Source organism: Listeria immobilis, assembly GCF_014322845.1.
Lineage (GTDB): Bacteria > Bacillota > Bacilli > Lactobacillales > Listeriaceae > Listeria > Listeria immobilis.
On record NZ_JAASUA010000003.1, the window covers coordinates 269,930 to 287,131 of the forward strand.

Sequence of the window (17,202 nt, forward strand, 5' to 3'; positions counted from 1 at the left end):
TGTGAAACTACAAAAAAGCTAGAATAGATTATTTATTATTAGATTGGCACTTTTATTTACATTTAATTTTTGTGATTATATTAAGAAGTAATAAAAAATGAGATAAATCAAAACTTAGAGGAAGGTTCAATCATTCCGATTTATGAAAATGAAGGATATGACGATCAAACTAATACGACCTATCACATAGCTGGTTATGAAAAAATGGAAGACGATGAAACTTATATGTTGTTTCTGTCTTATGATCCAGAAGATGCCTATTATGTTCCTTTAGGCGTTAACTATGGAAAAATAAATATTGACAGTGACAAAGAAACAGAATTATATGGTCAAGACAATATTGAAATAGAAAAAGAAATCAATGAAGTTCAATCGGAAGCGTTAGATGCATATGAAGATGAAATAAAAGAAGCAGAAAATCAATAAAAAGAAAATACAATATATAGCAATATTTATTATCGCTATTATCTTTTGGAGTGACTCGTAATCAGCGGATTGTGGCTCACAACCCATACCGAAAAACTGTCTAGGCTGTCGAGCTTAAACAGTTTTTATTTATAGAAACTTTAAAAAATCTAGCATAACGCAAAAAAACCAAGTGAATGATCACTTGGTTTTTTCTCCATTATGTGTAAATACGCTCGATCATGTAATTCCCTTCACGTTGTCTCGTTCTTCTCTGTAACTCTATATCAAATTGTATAGAGTTTTTCTATTATATTTTTCTCTGTAATTAATGGCTTATTCCCGAAATGAAACCATTTTTAAACCCACCAATGACCGAAAAGTAAGGCTAATGAACTTGTGACATAGCTAAACATCGCATTCAACCCCCAACTAATTTTATTATATTACCATTAGGTTATCATGGTATACTAAAGAAAAAGTCAAATTGGGTATTATATTACTCAAAAATAGAAAAGAGGCCTTTGCAACATGAATAAAACTATAGGGGATACAGTTAAATTTATTAGAAAAGCCAAAAATATTAATCAAAAAAAGGTGTGTCTAAATAATATATCTAGAAGCACACTTGTGAAAATTGAAGGTAATCAAACAAATCCGACAGTAGATACGTTTGAACATATTTTAAAGCAATTAGGTGTAAGATATGATGAATTTTCTCTTATACTTAATAATTTTCAGCTTAGTGAAAGGCAAAAATTATTAGAAAAATTCAATAATATCAATACGAGTATTCGGCTTAAACAGTGGTCAGCTTTAGAAAAAGAAATGAGGCAATATCTTCTCACGGAGCCAGATCCAATTATTCAAGAATATTTACTTATAGTAAGAGCGCTAATCATCATTGAAAGTGAGGATGATTATGCAAAAGCCGCACAATGCGTATTACCAATTTGGGAGCGTATTTCTAAAAATGATGTCTGGTTTATGGACGATATACAGCTGTTAACATGCATATTTTTTATGTTTGATAGTCAAGTTGCTCTAACCATTAGTCAGCGTTTAATTAAACAAACAGAGAAATATCAACATGTAACTAATATTAAACGTATTCGAACTAATACACTAATGAATATTAGTACCTTACTTTTAAATCAACAAGATTATTCCAATGCTTTGGATTATATAAATCTAACCATTCAGAATGCAAAAGAAAATGAATACTACACCCTGTGGCTTTTCAGTAAAGGTACAAAAGGCATTTTACTATGTCTTCTTCATCAACGTTCTGAAGGCATCCCTCTAATTGAAGAATCGATTAAACTTTTGAATGGGCTAGAGCAGAATGATATAGCAGAAGCATTAAAAAAGGATGTAAAAAATTATATTAATATCTAAAATCGCCCCCAAAGCAAGTTTTTTCCAGCTTTGGGGGTGTTTTTATTGGTCAAGGTAAGTTTATCAAAGTTAGCAAGCATTTACCTGAGGATTTATTAGTAATGTAGGCGGATTATTGGCGTTAAAACTTATTTAAGGAAGTAGCTTCGGATGTTGAAGTATACCAAATTGGTACCTTTAAGGGAAACTTTTTCTCAGATACACTACTTTTTTAGCTTGAAATTTCTGTATTAATCGCTGATACACTAACTATATCGTTAAATATCCAATTTTTATAAACGTTGGTATTAAGGCGTTTTTAGGACAAAACACTAGACTTGGCACAAATCTTGCTTTATATAAAGCGGGTAGCAAAATAAATGAATTATTATAGGAGGGAAAAAGATGGTAGGAATTATCCTCGCAACTCACGGTGAATTCGCTGAAGGCATTTTGCAATCTGGAACAATGATTTTCGGAGAGCAAGAAAATGTTAAAGCAATCACTTTGATGCCAAGCGAAGGTCCTGAAGATATCAAAGCTAAAATGGAAGCTGCAATTGCATCATTTGATAGCCAAGATGAAGTTTTATTCTTAGTGGATCTTTGGGGAGGCACACCATTTAACCAAGCAAATGGCCTTTATGAATTACATAAAGATAAGTGGGCAATCGTAGCAGGGCTTAATTTGCCAATGTTAATCGAAGCTTTCTCATCACGTTTTACAATGGAAACTGCGCATGAAATCGCAGCTAATATCCTTGCGCCAGCTAAAGAAGGCGTTCGTGTCAAACCAGAAGAACTAGAGCCACAAGAAGCGACTACTGAACAACCACAAGCAGAAATTGCAGCTGTTGGCGATGGCAAAATTGAATTTGTTTTAGCTCGTGTTGATTCTCGTTTGCTGCATGGTCAAGTAGCCACTGCATGGACAAAAGCAACACATCCAACAAGAATCATTGTTGTATCAGATGCTGTTGCTAAAGATGATCTTCGTAAAAAATTAATCGAACAAGCTGCACCACCAGGAGTAAAAGCTAATGTTATCCCAGTCAGCAAAATGATTGAGATTGCAAAAGATCCACGTTTCGGCAATACAAAAGCACTTTTATTATTTGAAAATCCTCAAGATGTTTTACGCGCAATTGACGGCGGCGTAGAAATCACTCAAGTAAATGTTGGATCAATGGCTCACTCAGTAGGTAAAGTGGTAGTTAGCAAGGTGCTTTCCATGGGTCAAGACGATGTGGAAGCTTTCGAAGAGTTAAAATCAAAAGGGGTAAAATTCGATGTTCGTAAAGTTCCAAATGACTCAAGTGCGAACATGGAAGAAATTCTTAAAAAAGCAAAAAATGAATTAAAGGCACAATAAAAAATTAAAATAGGAGGTTTATTATGTCTGTCATATCAATAATTTTAGTAGTACTTATTGCATTTTTAGCAGGTATTGAAGGGATTTTAGATGAATTTCAATTCCACCAGCCGCTAATCGCATGTACATTAATTGGACTCGTAACAGGTAACTTAACAGCATGTATCATCCTTGGTGGGACGCTTCAAATGATCGCACTTGGATGGGCAAATATTGGAGCAGCAGTAGCACCGGATGCCGCGCTTGCCTCAGTAGCTTCAGCAATTATCTTAGTTTTAGGTGGTCAAGGAGTAGCAGGTATTCCATCCGCAATCGCTATTGCAATTCCACTAGCAGTAGCAGGACTTTTCTTAACAATGATCGTTCGTACATTAGCAGTTCCAATCGTTCACTTGATGGACCGGGCAGCTGAAAAGGGGAATATACGGAGCGTAGAGTGGTTACATATTTCCGCGATTTGTATGCAAGGTATTCGTATCGCGATTCCAGCAGCAGCGCTTTTATTCATTCCAGCAGACAGCGTTCAAAATTTCTTAGAAGCAATGCCAGCTTGGTTAACAGATGGTATGGCAATTGGCGGAGGAATGGTAGTAGCAGTTGGTTATGCACTAGTAATCAACATGATGGCTACAAAAGAAGTATGGCCATTCTTCGTTATCGGTTTCGTAGTAGCTGCGATTTCTGAACTAACACTTATCGCAATTGGTGCTCTAGGTGTTGCACTTGCTCTTATTTACCTAAACCTATCTAAAATGGGTGGCGGTAATTCAAATGGTGGCGGAGGCGGAAACTCCAAAGATCCGCTCGGCGACATATTAAATGATTATTAATTAAAAAAGGAGGAGAAAAGCATGGCAGAAAAAATCGAATTAACAAAACGAGATCGCTTAAGTGTCGCATGGCGCTCTACGTTCATTCAAGGCTCTTGGAACTATGAACGTATGCAAAATGGTGGCTGGGCTTTCTCAATGATTCCCGCTATTAAAAAATTATATAAATCAAAAGAAGATCGTTCAGCGGCGTTAAAACGTCATTTAGAATTCTTTAATACACATCCTTACATTGCATCGCCAATTCTTGGTGTAACACTTGCTCTAGAAGAAGAACGTGCAAATGGAGCAGAAGTGGATGATGTAGCAATTCAAGGTGTTAAAGTAGGTATGATGGGACCACTAGCAGGTGTTGGGGACCCAGTATTCTGGTTTACAATTCGTCCGATGTTGGGAGCATTAGGTGCTTCTCTAGCTTTAAGTGGAAACATTCTTGGACCAATTTTATTCTTTGTTGCATGGAACGTCATTCGTTGGGGCTTTATGTGGTATACACAAGAATTTGGCTATAAAGCAGGTTCGAAAATTACTGATGACCTTTCTGGTGGATTACTACAAGATATTACAAAAGGTGCCTCGATACTCGGGATGTTTGTGCTCGCCGCCTTGGTACAAAGGTGGGTAAATATTCAGTTTGCGCCGATAATCTCAAAAGTTAAACTGGATGAAGGTGCGTATATTGATTGGAGTCACCTTCCACAAGGCGCTCAAGGTATCAAAACGGCCTTAGAACAACAACAAGCAGGTTTAGCTCTTTCTGAAATTAAAGTAACAACCTTGCAAAATAACTTGGATAACTTAATCCCAGGACTTGCAGCAGTAGCACTTACTTTCTTATGTATGTGGTTACTTAAGAAAAAAATCAGCCCAATTATTATCATCTTAGGACTATTTGTAGTTGGTATAGTTGGACATGTAATCGGGCTTCTATAAAAATGTTGAGCAAAAAGAGGCTGGCGCAATAACAACTAGCCTCTTTTTGTTTTAAGTGTATGACACAAGTAAACGAATGCGTTATAATAAACAAAACAAGCGAAAAGAAATGGAGCGAATATAGTTGGTTCAATCGATTAATACAAAGGTAGATTTAACAATAGATGCCACCGCTTATACAGGGCTCACAGACTATGGGAAAATTATGATTGGCGATAAAGGTTTTGAATTTTTTAATTCACGTGATGTGCGGAAATTTGTCCAAATCCCGTGGGAAGAAATTGACCAAGTGATTGTTTCTGTTATGTTAAAAGGCAAGTGGATTCCACGCTATGCTATTAAAACCAAGCGTAACGGAACTTACACATTTGCTTCTAAAAAACCTAAAGATGTTTTGCGTGCGATAAGAGTATATGTCGATCCAGCTAATATGGTGAGTTCGCTAAGTTTCTTTGATGTTATGAAGCGCTCGTTTAGATCGATATTTAACAAGAAGAAAAACAAGCAAGCTAAATAATTTATATCAAAAGTTTTAGTAGGCGAATTCGTCTGTTAAAACTTTTTTTTTGAACTAATATTATAGTTTGTTACAATAGAAAATAGAAAGCATCATTATACGAATCAAAGGAGGAATCATAACATGAAGAAACCTAGAATTTACACAATGTCATTCGCAAGCATTTACCCCAATTATATCCAAAAAGCTGAGAAAAAAGATCGAACCAAAGAAGAAGTTGATGAAATAATTTTTTGGTTAACAGGATATGATGAAGTATCGCTACAACAAACGATTGATCAAAAAATCGATTTAGAAACTTTCTTTGAACAAGCTCCTCAAATGAATCCCAATGCTTCTTTAATCACTGGAGTTATTTGTGGTTACCGAGTGGAAGACATTGAAGAGAAAGTAATGCAACAAATTCGCTATTTAGACAAATTGATAGATGAGCTAGCTAAAGGTAAAAAAATGGAGAAAATACTTAGAAAATAATAATGATTAAAAGTCTATTCTTAAAATGGAATAGGCTTTTTTATTTGTGTTTTTTAGGAAAGAAGATTAAACAAACTAGCTTTAAGAGGGAGATTTTATAGATATATCCTTTTTCCTGAATCTGAACCAAGAAATGCTAGACTTAAAGTTGTTAACAAGTTATTAATCATTTTTACAATAAAACTTTTACAGAAGGAGCAAAAAAATGTTTAAAAAATTATTTGGAAAAAAAGTAGTACCGGCAGTTCAGGAAGAGGTTAAGGTTGTTATTCAACCAAAGAAAACAGGAGAAGCACTAGAGATAGAGGAGCTTGGAAAAGCAGTAAGAGCAAATACAACAGATGAAAAAACAGAAATTCCGTATTTTAATCGTGAGCAAGTCGAGAGGTTTGAAAAGATTTTAGGTGAGAGAGTTGTAGCATATTTTGATTTTGAGATAGACGAGGAAGAAGACAAGATTGAAACCGAAGAAGAGTTAATTTCGCTTAAACAAGATCTTGGTCAACGTCTGCTAAATGAAATTTTACCTGAATTAACAGAAGCAGAACAAGAATATTTTGCAGTAGAGTATTCCGCCAAGTTACGAGGAGCAAAAACTTATCGTACAGTAACAGAAGATATTGACTATGAAAGCATTCATGGAATTGATATTAAGGCTTTTGCTGAAGGATCATTCCGCATGGCAGCTGGAGAAGATGGAGATGAGGTCATTGCATCTTATGGCGTTAGCAACGATCAGTGGGGCGAATTATCAATTGCTTGGACAGAGCGAATGAAACAAGATAGTAATTTAGCCATATTATATAGTCAATATATGGCGCCAAGTGAAGCAGCAATAAGTAATTTTTCGGAAGCAGGCAAGCGGTTAGTAGAAGATCGTCGCTATTTTCAAGATGTGTATGCTTATTATCAAGCAGCTTATGAGGCTGATCTAGATGGCACAGTCCTAACGGAAGAAAAATTTGGTCATACTAATTTTGACTTACAACAAGCCAACCAATTTTGGGCAAAAGATGATGCTACTAATTATGAATATAGCGTGTTTTTTGACCCGTATTTCGAGGAACGAAGAAATGCCTATGAACGTGAAATGATAAAAATGGCAGATCCTTCAGATGGAATTAAGTTTGATTTGCAAGATTTTGGACAACAAGCTAAATTGATGGATTTACAAGCGTGTATCGCACAACTAGGGTCGAATCATCCAGCGCTAAAATTCCTAGATGCAAAAGATGAAGAAGAACTTGAAGAAATAGGAAAAGTGTTGCTTTATCAAGGTGATGCCAATGTTGTAGGTGGTTTTTCTACGTATCCAGATGATATTTTTGCTGGTGATGAAGAGCTTTCAGAAGAAGAGATTGGGCTTGTAATTATTCTAGGAAATCTTACTGTATCAAAAGACGCGCATATTAATACACATTTTTATGTAGAAGGAAATATAGTGGCAAAAAGTATGGACATTTTAATTGATGATGAAGAACAAAATGTAAATATTATCGGAAATTGTACAGTAGAAACAGGATTCTTTATTAGTAATTCTATTATCAATTTAACTGTTACGGGGGAAGTGAAAACTCCATGTATTCTTACAGCAGTCCGAGAAGGTAAACTAAAAATAAATAAAATCAATAAAGATGCTATTGGAATTAATGGCTATGTGGACGATGAGGAGCTAGGTACAGACACGTTAGTAAAAAGTTTAGGTTTAATAAGAGTAACTTCCGCTGATGATTTGGCTAAAGTATCTAATTTTGATGAGGACGCGACTATGACGGAAGATATTATTAAAGACATTATTGATGGAGATATTAAGTTCAACTAAGAGGAGGCATACAGTGTGTTTGGTTCTAAAGGTAAAAAGAAGTTTGAAGAAGGTGTACATTATTTAGTTAACAATAGACCGCATAAAGCTTTGGAGTTGTTTAATGAAGTCCCAAAAAGTTCGAAAATTTACAATGAAACATTAGCTAATATAACATGCGCACTAAATAATATGGGGGATTACGAAGCTTCAAAAGAAGTTTTTCTTGAAATAAAAGAAGTCTATCCAGAGTACTATATTGCAGCAACCAACCAGCTTCAAGCACTTTTAGAAACAGGGTGTGCGGGTGAAGCAGTACAACTTTTTCGCCGTTTAAAACAAAAAGAAGCCATCGAAGACAATGTTATCCTATTTTGGAACGCCGCAGTAGCCGCATTTCGCTCTGAGGAAAATGAGTTATTAATTGATTTATGTGATACACTAGATCAATTATCATCCAACCATGTGTATTTTGATGTATGGCGAGGTGTTGCATACTACAATCTCGGGCAAAATGAAAAAGCAGAAAAATTGTTATTACGATTCGTTAATTATACTGGGGTGGAATATCGCACGCAAATAAGCGATGACAGATGGATGCAAAAAGCTTTATACACACTGATGCTTCTTTATAATCGGACCAGCAATGTCTTACTCGCAAAAGAATTTGAGGCAGAATATAACGCGCAAAATGAGTACGAAATCGCAATAAAACACATGCAACAACGTGATTCAGCTAAAGCGATAATTAATTTAGAACAAGTTCCTACTGATGTTGCTATTTCCCAAAATGCCATTATTGATAGAATGATGTGTCATGTTAATTTAAAACAATATGATAAGGCTGAGACGCTTTTTAAACAAGTAAATAAAGGAACTAATGTTTACTATTTTGGGGTTATTAACTATTTGGCGGCTTTAAACGGGCTGAATAAATACGAAGAAATGTTAGCAATGCAAAGTGCTGTACCAAAAACATTTAAAGCATATAATATTTTTCTATACAATTTAGTAAATGCAGCAGAAGGTATTAAAGATTACAGTATGGCAATTCAATTTTGTGAACAAATCTTGGAGATTGATGATAATGAAAAGTATCGCTATAAAAAAGGGCTCTTTCAGTTTTATTTAAAACAATATGATTTGGCTATTAAAACATTAAACGACATCAATAGTTGGAACTATCAAGATGATTATGTTGATGTTGTGTACCTCTTTGGTTGTTGCTACGAAAAATTAGGAGACAAAGCAAAAGCAGAAGAATTTTTTGATGAGGCTTATTCACTGGAACATTCTAGTGTCTCTGCTATAGTTACACAAGAAAATGGAGAAAGACAGCAATTGTATGCAGGCGGTCGTGCCCCGTTTAAGCCCGAAATGGACTAGGTTTTATGGAGGAGGAATAATAATCATTTTTTCGAATTTATGGAAAGAGTTTACTGAGTTCCAAAAAGAACAATTAGACATTCATGGTTATGAAGAAGGTTTGTTTTCTGAGTCGTTCCAATGTGTAGCATATGGGGATGATGACAAAGACTGGTTGCGAAGTTATTTGGGAGCTGTGGGTGCGACTAATGAAACTTTGAATACGCTAGTTGAGAGCCTTTATTATATTGGACTTGCAACAGGAGACGGGAGCGGTTATGCTTTTTTAAAAATTAATGAAGGGCCAATCGATGAAAACCCAGTTCTTTTATGCAGTACAGATGGATATATAAACTTAGTAGCAAGTAATTTTACAGAACTATTAACGCTTTTAACGGTTGATGCTGAGCCGATGACAGGTGTTGACGATGAATTAGCGGCCTATTATAAAGATGATTGGGAGGAACATTCTCGTGCATACGGAGAGTTCGTTGCCTGGTTGGAAGCACGTAATATTCTTGTTATTCACGGAGAAGACGAGGCAGAAGTCGAAAGCGAAGAAATAATTAATAACGCAAATGATAAATATGGGAAAAATTTGCTAGCGTTTATGAATAGTTTATGATAGTAACAAGCTACAATGAGATTGATAAGTAAGATGAGAGCTCTAAATAAAATATATTCAAAAAAGCTCCAACAGGCGGTTTCGTCTATTGGAGCTTTTTGAAGTGGGTTAGTAATAAAAAGAATCTATTTTTCTGGACGAATAGTTTGTTTATTTCTATATTCAGCTGGTGTTATTCCATATTTTATTTGGAACTTTTTGTAAAACTGAGTAATATTAGACATTCCAACGAGATTGGCAATTTCCGATATCGCTTGCTCAGAAAATTCTAGGTATTGAGCAGCATTTCTTAGGCGTTGATCTGTCTGAATTTCTTTAAATGACTTTCCAAAAGTGCGTTTGATTAATTGAGATAGATACTTTGGATGGTAATTAAATATTTGAGCAGTTTCCTCTAATGTACATACCTCTGAATGTTTTTCTATATATTCAATAATTTTTAATAGATTGTTCGCATTACTGGAACTGATATGGACGATTTGTTTATCTTCATTTTCTTGATAATTACGTATTAATTGAATGAAAATCAAAGAAAAAAGTGCTTCAATAGAGTGTCGGCTGAATGAATCGTTTTTAAAGTATTCAGTAATAAGTTGACTAAAATAACTTTCAATGGTTGCATCACTGTTTCTGAAAAATAAATAACCATCATGATGATTATTTTGCGTAATTGCAGAAAATAAAAAAATAGTTAAAACACTTGCTTCTCCTAACCCCATAATAAATTCACGCGAAAAGAAATCATTACTTAAACTAATATTTATCACAATGTCATTTTCTGTTAGTTTTTCTTTTGAACGAATTACGTTGCGATCAACAATGCAAATATCACCTTTCGTTAATAGAATTTTTTCGTCATTAACAGTGTAGTTGCAAGTGCCAGAATAAACATAGTTAATATTTATATTACTATGTATATACGCAGGAACAGCAGTGAAGCGTGAGTCTCTACGGATTTCAATAATATTCTTTTTTAAGTTAGGAAGTTCAAATTTATATACACTAGTCCCATCAATAGAAACCCGAGACATTTTTTGGTAAACGGGACTGTGAAATAAAGGATTAGCTATATAATTTTTTTCGCTTTTTGTTAAATCAAAAATAGTATCTAAATAATTGTTGTTCACAAAATCACCTTACCTTTTGTTAGTTATAAACTAGAAAAGAATTATTGAAAACGGTTAATAAAAATATATACTTGTATTATAGCTAGCAAGAAATATTTGCGCAAGTATTGGTCTAATAAATCATTTAGGAGGACTTAGGATGAATACGAAAGTTTTGAGCGAAAAAATCCTAGATAATATTGGTGGAAGCCAAAATGTGAAAAATGCTACTCATTGTGCAACACGTTTACGAATCACTGTAAAAGATGAAACGCAAATTAACAAAGAAACAATAGATGAATTAGATGGTGTTCTTGGTAGTGTTAATACTGGAGGCCAATATCAAGTTATTATAGGGCAGAATGTAGGAAGGGTTTACGAAGAGTTTTCCAACCAATTACAAGATACAGCTAATGCAGGAGCTACTGAAGAGGAAGCAATTAGCGAAGAAAGTTCGAAAAAGTCTGTTTTCTCGAACATATTAGACACAATTAGTGGGATTTTCACGCCTTTATTACCAGCTATTACAGCGGCAGCGATGATAAAAACACTTTTAGTTATTTTAGATTTATTCCATCTCATTGATCAATCTGGAGGAACATATAAGGTTTTAACTTTTGCAGGAGATACCGCTTTTTATTTTATGCCTGTTTTAGTAGCGTTCTCAGCTTCAATGAAATTCAAGTTAAATCCATATTTAGGAGCTTTAATGGGTTTGTTGTTAATTCACCCAAGTTTTGTAACAATAGTGGCGGATAAAAATCCAATAAACTTATTCGGTTTTTTACCAGTAACATTAGCTAATTATAGTTCGACGGTTATTCCAATTATGCTAATTATCTGGATTGCCTCCTATGTTGATCGCTACGCTGATAAATTTTGTCCAGAAGCAGTGAAATTCTTTATTCGCCCATTAGCGACTTTCTTGGTGATGATTCCACTAGCTTTAGTAGTGATTGGACCATTGGGATACTTGGTTGGTATAGGATTAGAAAACGTAATTGATGCAATACAAGCGCATGCTATTTGGGTGTTGCCTCTAATTTTTGGAGCCTTATCACCAATATTTATTATGACAGGTATGCACTATGCAATTACAATCCCGCTAGTTTTACAGTCTATCTCGTCAAATGGATTTGATATGTTAGGAATTGGCTTTTTAGTAGCAAATATTGCACAAGGAGGCGCTGCTTTTGCTGTTGGACGCTATGCCAAAGCGACACAAGTTAAAAGTTTAGCATACTCATCTGGCTTTACGGCACTTCTTGGTATAACTGAACCAGCATTATATGGAGTTAATTTAAAGTATAAAAAACCATTTTTAGCGGTAATGATTGCTGGTGGAATTAGTGGACTGCTAGCCGGAATATTAAGTGTCAAACGAATGACATTTGCGCCAACTGGATTAACAACCTTACCAATTTTTATAGACCCAGCTAATCCTTGGAATTTGATTTTTGCAATCTTGGCTTCGGTGTTAAGTTTTATTCTAGCGTTTATTTTAACTACAGCATTTATTTATAAGGATAATCATTTACAAAAAGAACTAGGGGGAAAATGAAATGAATAAACAATTTCCAGATAATTTTTTATGGGGAGGAGCAATTTCTTCGGCACAAGCAGAAGGAGGCTACCTAGAAGATGGAAAAGGAATAGATACGCAGTCAATGCGCTATTTTAATCCAGAATGGGACCGAAAGAAACGAGACGAAAATCGTAATATTAATATGACTTCTGAACGTTTTCAAGCAGCTTTAGAAACACAAGACGAAGTGACTTACCCATTTCGTCATGGGATTGATTTTTATCATCGGTATAAGGAAGATTTAGCGCTTTTAGAGGAAATGGGTATGCGGGTGTTTCGGACATCCATCGATTGGTCGCGAATTTATCCAAATGGGGATGATGAAGCGCCGAATGAAGCAGGTATTCAATTTTATATTGACCTATTTACAACATGCCGTGCTAAAGGAATGAAAGTATTTGCGACTATGCTGCATTATGGAATGCCAATTAATTTGGTTACTAAATATGGCGGTTGGAAAAATCGTAAAACTATTTTCTTTTTTGAAAAATATGCTCGTACTTTATATGAGAGACTTGGAGATTTAGTTGATTACTGGTTGCCTTTTAATGAAATCAACTGCAATAGATTTAATCCTTATAATGGATGTGCGGTTATCAAAGATCAAGAGGAGAACTATAATCAAACTATTTTCCAAGCAGCGCATCATCAATTTCTAGCCAATGCGCTTGCAGTTAAGGCGGGTTTTGAATTATTGGAACAGCCGATGATTGGTGGTATGATTGCTCGATTTACTACTTATCCAGCAACTTGTAAACCAGAAGATGTAATGCAAGCAATTTTAGATGAAAATTATAAAAACTATTTTTACACAGATGTACTAGCTCGAGGGAAATATCCTAGTTACACAAACCGCATGTTGGAAGAACTTAATGTACAATTAGAAATGGAAGAGGGAGATTTAGAACTACTACAAGAAAATACAGTTAATTTTATGTCATTTTCTTATTATATGTCTATGATAGCAAGTGTAGACCCTGATTATGAAATCACAAGCGGAAATTTACTTAGTGGAATGAAGAATCCATATTTAGAAACTAGTGATTGGGGCTGGCAAATTGACCCAATTGGTTTACGAGTTTCACTAAATGAAATGTATGACCGTTATCAACTACCAATTTTTATCGCGGAGAATGGTTTAGGTGCGTATGATACAGTAGGAGAAGATGGTAGTATTCATGACGATTATCGTATCGACTATTTAGCAAAACATGTGGAACAGATGGCAGAAGCAATTCATGATGGAGTAGACCTAATCGGCTACACAATGTGGGGCATTATTGATATTGTAAGTTGTGGAACTATTGAGATGTCAAAACGATATGGTGTCATTTATGTTGATTTAGATGATGCAGGTAAAGGAAGTTATGAACGTAAGAAAAAAGACTCTTTTGCATGGTATAAAAAAGTAATTGAAACAAATGGAGTCTCACTAAATTAAAATAATAAAACAAGCAGCAACCAATCTTAGTCATTGGTTGCTGCTTGTTTTTCGATAAAGAAATCGCCAATTTGGTTGACGAGTTCTTCATTTACAGAATAAATATGTGTGGTACCTTCCTTTCGTAAATGAATAAGTTTAGCTTCTTTTAGCAGTTTAATATGATGGGATAATGTGGATTTTGAGACATTGTAAGTTGTTCCGGAAAAGCGTTTCTCCTTGTTTTTGATGAGGCATAGAAAAATATCAAGGCGGATTGGATCGCTTAATGCTTGGAATATTAATAATAATTCGGGTTTGGATAATTCATTCGTCTTTTTCATATAAACTATCATATCATAATTTGCTTTTTAATTGCATGGAAGTTGCAGCTATGTTATATTGTTATAGTTCGAAAAAAATCGAACTATAAACTTGGAAAGAAGATGTTTTGAAATGTTGCATATTGAAGCGCAAATCACGATAAAAGCCGAACAAACCGAAGCTTTTTTACAAGCAGTCAAAGAAGTTATTGCAGCAACCAGAGCCGAAGCAGGAAATCATGGCTATGAATTAGTGCAATCTACTGAAAACGAGACAGTATATTATATGCTAGAAAAATGGACAGATATGGACGCGATTACAAGACATAACGAGAGCGAACATTTTAAAAACTTCCAAAAACAAGCAGCTAATTTTGTTGCAAAACCACTAGAAGTTGCCGTTTTAACACCAATAGAATTTTAAGGAGGAAAAAAGATGACTTATTTAAATAATGATTTTGAAGACTTAATGAAAAACCGCCGTTCAATTAGAGAATACGACGAAACGGTGAAAATTAGCCAAGAAGAAATGCAAAACATCCTAACAGATGCAGTAACAGCTCCTTCTTCCGTAAATATGCAACCATGGCGTTTTGTTGTAGTGGAAAGCGATGCAGGAAAAGAAAAACTAAAACCGCTAATTCGTTTTAATACCCTACAAAATGACACTTCCTCAGCGATGATTTTGCTTTTTGGAGATTTAAATAACTTCGAAAATGGCGAAAAAATTTATGGCGGTGCAGTAGAACGTGGTCTTATGCCAGCTGATGTAAAAGAACAACAAATGGCGAAACTGAGCCAATATTTTGAAGCAATCCCGCGTTCCGAGTCTGAACGAGTTGTTTTAATTGATGGTGGAATTGTTGCAATGCAGCTAATGCTTGTTGCTCGTGCTCATGGCTATGATACAAATCCGATTGGTGGATTTGAACGTACAGAAGTTGCCAAAGCTTTTGACATGGATCCAGAGCGCTATGTACCAGTAATGATTTTATCGATTGGTAAAGCTAAAAGTGACGGATACCAGTCTTACCGTTTACCAATTACTGATGTTACGACATTTGCATAAAATGAACCGAAATAATGCAAGGGGATTACGTATCTCCTTGTTTTTTTATGTTTCTTCGTTATATAATTAATTTACATAAACGAAGGAGGCCAAGCAATTATGACTATTAAAATCACTCGCAAGGCTGGTACTTTAGGCGGTATATCACCAACAAAAATTAAGATAGAGAATGAAGGAAATGTGGAATTGAATGACGGGGAATCCTATTTCTTTATGCCAAAAAAAGAGAAAACAAAAGTGAAAGTTAATCAGTGGCTTTCGGGAAGTCAAGAAGTAGAGCTAGATAATAATAGTAAAGTCTTGCTTATACTTAATACCAAAGCAATCGTCCTATATTATGCGATGTATCCGTTTTTAATAGTTGGTTTTTTGATGACTAGTATTGTTTCAACAGTAATCGCTTTAACACTATGTATTGCGTCCTTTTTTTACGCTAGAAAAAACTGGTTTAAAATTGTGAAAACAGAAAATTAATTTTAGGAAAGATAGCACTGACAAATGGCTAAAGCTGCTTAAAAGGTAATTCGTGGTAAAAAAAAGAAAATTTTGGAGCAATCGTAGTATAAAGATTTAAAATGTAAGGATTTTTAAATTAGTTTGATTAGCATGTGCAAACAGTGACAGCCTTTTATATGATTTGTTTAAAACCACGAAGCGTGCAGGCTTATACGTGGTTTTTATTTTTTGTTGTTTATGATTGTTGCGGTTAGGGCGATAAAAGCAATCATAAGCGCAAGACTCTCGAAAAAAGTCACATGTTTATCCTTTCTAGATAACGCCTCAAAATAATATCACCATAAACTTGCTCACCATTTTAGTATGATTACAAAAATATACATGTAACTGGATAATATTATTTAATTAATTCTTTTTTCGCGAAAAATACAAACAAGACAACACGATTATTCTTATTTTAAAACTATTTGGTTTATCCCACTGTTTTTCCATCTAAAATAGTACAATCTAACGAGAAAAAGCCATTAAATAGAAGACAAGATGCCAGTAGCGTATTACAATGAAGAAAAGAATAATGAAGAGGTGCAGAGGATGTATTTTGTATATGATATTGGCGGGACTTTTATAAAATTTGCTTTAATGGAAAATAATGGTGTTATAAAAATGAAAGATAAATTTCCTACTACAGCCAAAAGTGCCGAAGAATTAGTAGCGCAAATGATAGAGAAATTTTTACCTTATAAAGATAGTGTGAAGGGTATTGCAGTAAGTTGTCCGGGTGTGGTGGATACAGAAAAAGGCGTAATTTATCAAGGTGGTTCACTTTTATTTATGCATGAAAAAAACTTGGCTGAAATGCTTGCTCGGGAATGTCATGTGCCAGTTATTATTCAAAATGATGCGAAAAGTGCAGCGCTTGCGGAACTTTGGTTAGGTGTGGCGAAAGAGGCGGATAGTGCAGTAATTTTAACATTAGGAAGTGGAGTTGGTGGCGGTATTATTATGAATGGTAAGCTGCAATCAGGGTACCATTTAATGGCTGGAGAAGTAAGTTTTATACAAACAGACTTTAATACAAAGAAAATGCGCGGTAACTTTTTTGGTCGAAGTGGGTCGGCTGTGGAACTGATTAGACGAATAGCGACAAAGAAAAATTTAATTGATAAAAAAGATGGCGAGCAAGTTTTTGAGTTGATTACACAAGGCGACGAGGAAGCAAATACTATTTTTAACGACTATATATACGAACTGGCGATTCAAATTTTAAATATCCAATATTTAATTGATCCAGAAATTATTGCTATAGGAGGCGGAATTAGCGCACAACCAATTGTTGTCAAACGTCTAAATGAAGTGGTATCAGAAATCAAAGCTGCTAATCCTTTCCATTCAGCAAAACCAAGTATCATCACCTGTCGTTTCCAAAATGATGCTAATTTGTATGGAGCTCTTTATAACTTTTTCTTGCAATATAAATAAAAAAAAGGAAACTAATCTTGTAAGCCCTCTATAGTAAACTTAAAATTTAACGATAGATGGAATGCA

18 protein-coding genes are annotated in these 17,202 nt (G+C 34.7%); 16 read left to right on the top strand and 2 right to left on the bottom strand.

Annotated elements, in window-relative coordinates; all coding sequences use genetic code 11:
• Positions 1–204 precede the first annotated feature (204 nt).
• From HCJ45_RS14985 to HCJ45_RS06120, 10 genes are all read left to right on the top strand, one after another.
• A complete protein-coding gene (locus tag HCJ45_RS14985) occupies positions 205–426 on the top strand; it encodes a hypothetical protein (protein WP_246456503.1) in 222 nt (73 codons plus the stop codon).
• A 510-nt stretch (positions 427–936) separates the two neighbouring features.
• A complete protein-coding gene (locus tag HCJ45_RS06080; RefSeq protein ID WP_185344436.1) occupies positions 937–1,803 on the top strand; it encodes a helix-turn-helix domain-containing protein in 867 nt (288 codons plus the stop codon).
• 384 nt (positions 1,804–2,187) lie between these two features.
• Entirely contained in the window at positions 2,188–3,153 is a 966-nt protein-coding gene (locus tag HCJ45_RS06085) for a mannose/fructose/sorbose PTS transporter subunit IIA (protein WP_185395723.1), read from the top strand.
• A 23-nt stretch (positions 3,154–3,176) separates the two neighbouring features.
• Entirely contained in the window at positions 3,177–3,983 is an 807-nt protein-coding gene (locus tag HCJ45_RS06090) for a PTS mannose/fructose/sorbose transporter subunit IIC (RefSeq protein WP_185344440.1), read from the top strand.
• Positions 3,984–4,004: 21 nt separating this feature from the next.
• Entirely contained in the window at positions 4,005–4,916 is a 912-nt protein-coding gene (locus HCJ45_RS06095; RefSeq protein ID WP_185344442.1) for a PTS system mannose/fructose/sorbose family transporter subunit IID, read from the top strand.
• Between the two features lie 124 nt (positions 4,917–5,040).
• Entirely contained in the window at positions 5,041–5,433 is a 393-nt protein-coding gene (locus tag HCJ45_RS06100) for a DUF956 family protein (protein WP_185344444.1), read from the top strand.
• A 123-nt stretch (positions 5,434–5,556) separates the two neighbouring features.
• A complete protein-coding gene (locus tag HCJ45_RS06105; RefSeq protein ID WP_185344446.1) occupies positions 5,557–5,907 on the top strand; it encodes a DUF2200 domain-containing protein in 351 nt (116 codons plus the stop codon).
• A 205-nt stretch (positions 5,908–6,112) separates the two neighbouring features.
• Positions 6,113–7,729, top strand: coding sequence for a hypothetical protein (locus tag HCJ45_RS06110; RefSeq protein WP_185395722.1), 1,617 nt, complete (start codon positions 6,113–6,115; stop codon positions 7,727–7,729).
• A gap of 15 nt (positions 7,730–7,744) precedes the next feature.
• The gene (locus HCJ45_RS15090) at positions 7,745–9,094 is read left to right on the top strand and encodes a tetratricopeptide repeat protein (RefSeq protein ID WP_185395721.1); all 1,350 of its coding nucleotides are present in this window, start codon (positions 7,745–7,747) and stop codon (positions 9,092–9,094) included.
• Entirely contained in the window at positions 9,066–9,698 is a 633-nt protein-coding gene (locus HCJ45_RS06120; RefSeq protein ID WP_185398487.1) for a hypothetical protein, read from the top strand. The genes HCJ45_RS15090 and HCJ45_RS06120 overlap by 29 nt, the downstream gene beginning before the upstream one ends.
• Positions 9,699–9,823: 125 nt before the next feature.
• Here HCJ45_RS06120 and HCJ45_RS06125 read toward each other — a convergent pair whose 3' ends face one another.
• Complete coding sequence (locus HCJ45_RS06125) at positions 9,824–10,825, bottom strand: AraC family transcriptional regulator (protein ID WP_185395719.1); 1,002 nt, start codon at positions 10,823–10,825, stop codon at positions 9,824–9,826.
• A 139-nt stretch (positions 10,826–10,964) separates the two neighbouring features.
• Between HCJ45_RS06125 and HCJ45_RS06130 the strand changes: the two genes are divergently transcribed.
• Positions 10,965–12,365, top strand: coding sequence for a PTS transporter subunit EIIC (locus HCJ45_RS06130; protein ID WP_185395718.1), 1,401 nt, complete (start codon positions 10,965–10,967; stop codon positions 12,363–12,365).
• A gap of 1 nt (position 12,366) precedes the next feature.
• Entirely contained in the window at positions 12,367–13,830 is a 1,464-nt protein-coding gene (locus tag HCJ45_RS06135) for a glycoside hydrolase family 1 protein (protein WP_185344452.1), read from the top strand.
• A 26-nt stretch (positions 13,831–13,856) separates the two neighbouring features.
• Here the strand turns inward: HCJ45_RS06135 and HCJ45_RS06140 are convergent, their stop codons facing one another.
• Entirely contained in the window at positions 13,857–14,153 is a 297-nt protein-coding gene (locus HCJ45_RS06140) for an ArsR/SmtB family transcription factor (RefSeq protein ID WP_185344454.1), read from the bottom strand.
• Between the two features lie 112 nt (positions 14,154–14,265).
• Between HCJ45_RS06140 and HCJ45_RS06145 the strand changes: the two genes are divergently transcribed.
• The 4 genes from HCJ45_RS06145 (at position 14,266) to HCJ45_RS06160 (ending at position 17,136) form a co-directional block, all read left to right on the top strand.
• Positions 14,266–14,556 carry a putative quinol monooxygenase gene (locus tag HCJ45_RS06145; RefSeq protein WP_185344456.1) on the top strand — a complete coding sequence of 97 codons (291 nt, stop codon included), beginning with the start codon at positions 14,266–14,268 and terminating at the stop codon, positions 14,554–14,556.
• Between the two features lie 12 nt (positions 14,557–14,568).
• Positions 14,569–15,201: a nitroreductase family protein gene (locus HCJ45_RS06150; protein ID WP_185395717.1), complete on the top strand. Its 633-nt coding sequence runs from the start codon at positions 14,569–14,571 to the stop codon at positions 15,199–15,201.
• Positions 15,202–15,300: 99 nt separating this feature from the next.
• Positions 15,301–15,675 (top strand): hypothetical protein, encoded by a 375-nt coding sequence (locus tag HCJ45_RS06155; protein ID WP_185395716.1) that lies wholly within the window; start codon positions 15,301–15,303, stop codon positions 15,673–15,675.
• Between the two features lie 573 nt (positions 15,676–16,248).
• Complete coding sequence (locus HCJ45_RS06160; RefSeq protein ID WP_185395715.1) at positions 16,249–17,136, top strand: ROK family protein; 888 nt, start codon at positions 16,249–16,251, stop codon at positions 17,134–17,136.
• Positions 17,137–17,202: the final 66 nt, after the last annotated feature.

What these genes read in the sequence shown, in the direction of transcription:
- HCJ45_RS06105 (WP_185344446.1), top strand. Translation starts at nt 5,557, where the DNA reads ATGAAGAAACCTAGAATTTACACAATGTCATTCGCAAGCATTTACCCC.
- HCJ45_RS06135 (WP_185344452.1), top strand. Translation starts at nt 12,367, where the DNA reads ATGAATAAACAATTTCCAGATAATTTTTTATGGGGAGGAGCAATTTCT.
- HCJ45_RS06150 (WP_185395717.1), top strand. Translation starts at nt 14,569, where the DNA reads ATGACTTATTTAAATAATGATTTTGAAGACTTAATGAAAAACCGCCGT.
- HCJ45_RS06110 (WP_185395722.1), top strand. Translation starts at nt 6,113, where the DNA reads ATGTTTAAAAAATTATTTGGAAAAAAAGTAGTACCGGCAGTTCAGGAA.
- HCJ45_RS06145 (WP_185344456.1), top strand. Translation starts at nt 14,266, where the DNA reads ATGTTGCATATTGAAGCGCAAATCACGATAAAAGCCGAACAAACCGAA.
- HCJ45_RS06080 (WP_185344436.1), top strand. Translation starts at nt 937, where the DNA reads ATGAATAAAACTATAGGGGATACAGTTAAATTTATTAGAAAAGCCAAA.
- HCJ45_RS06095 (WP_185344442.1), top strand. Translation starts at nt 4,005, where the DNA reads ATGGCAGAAAAAATCGAATTAACAAAACGAGATCGCTTAAGTGTCGCA.
- HCJ45_RS14985 (WP_246456503.1), top strand. Translation starts at nt 205, where the DNA reads ATGGAAGACGATGAAACTTATATGTTGTTTCTGTCTTATGATCCAGAA.
- HCJ45_RS06085 (WP_185395723.1), top strand. Translation starts at nt 2,188, where the DNA reads ATGGTAGGAATTATCCTCGCAACTCACGGTGAATTCGCTGAAGGCATT.
- HCJ45_RS06155 (WP_185395716.1), top strand. Translation starts at nt 15,301, where the DNA reads ATGACTATTAAAATCACTCGCAAGGCTGGTACTTTAGGCGGTATATCA.
- HCJ45_RS06130 (WP_185395718.1), top strand. Translation starts at nt 10,965, where the DNA reads ATGAATACGAAAGTTTTGAGCGAAAAAATCCTAGATAATATTGGTGGA.
- HCJ45_RS06140 (WP_185344454.1), bottom strand. Translation starts at nt 14,153, where the DNA reads ATGAAAAAGACGAATGAATTATCCAAACCCGAATTATTATTAATATTC.
- HCJ45_RS06160 (WP_185395715.1), top strand. Translation starts at nt 16,249, where the DNA reads ATGTATTTTGTATATGATATTGGCGGGACTTTTATAAAATTTGCTTTA.
- HCJ45_RS06090 (WP_185344440.1), top strand. Translation starts at nt 3,177, where the DNA reads ATGTCTGTCATATCAATAATTTTAGTAGTACTTATTGCATTTTTAGCA.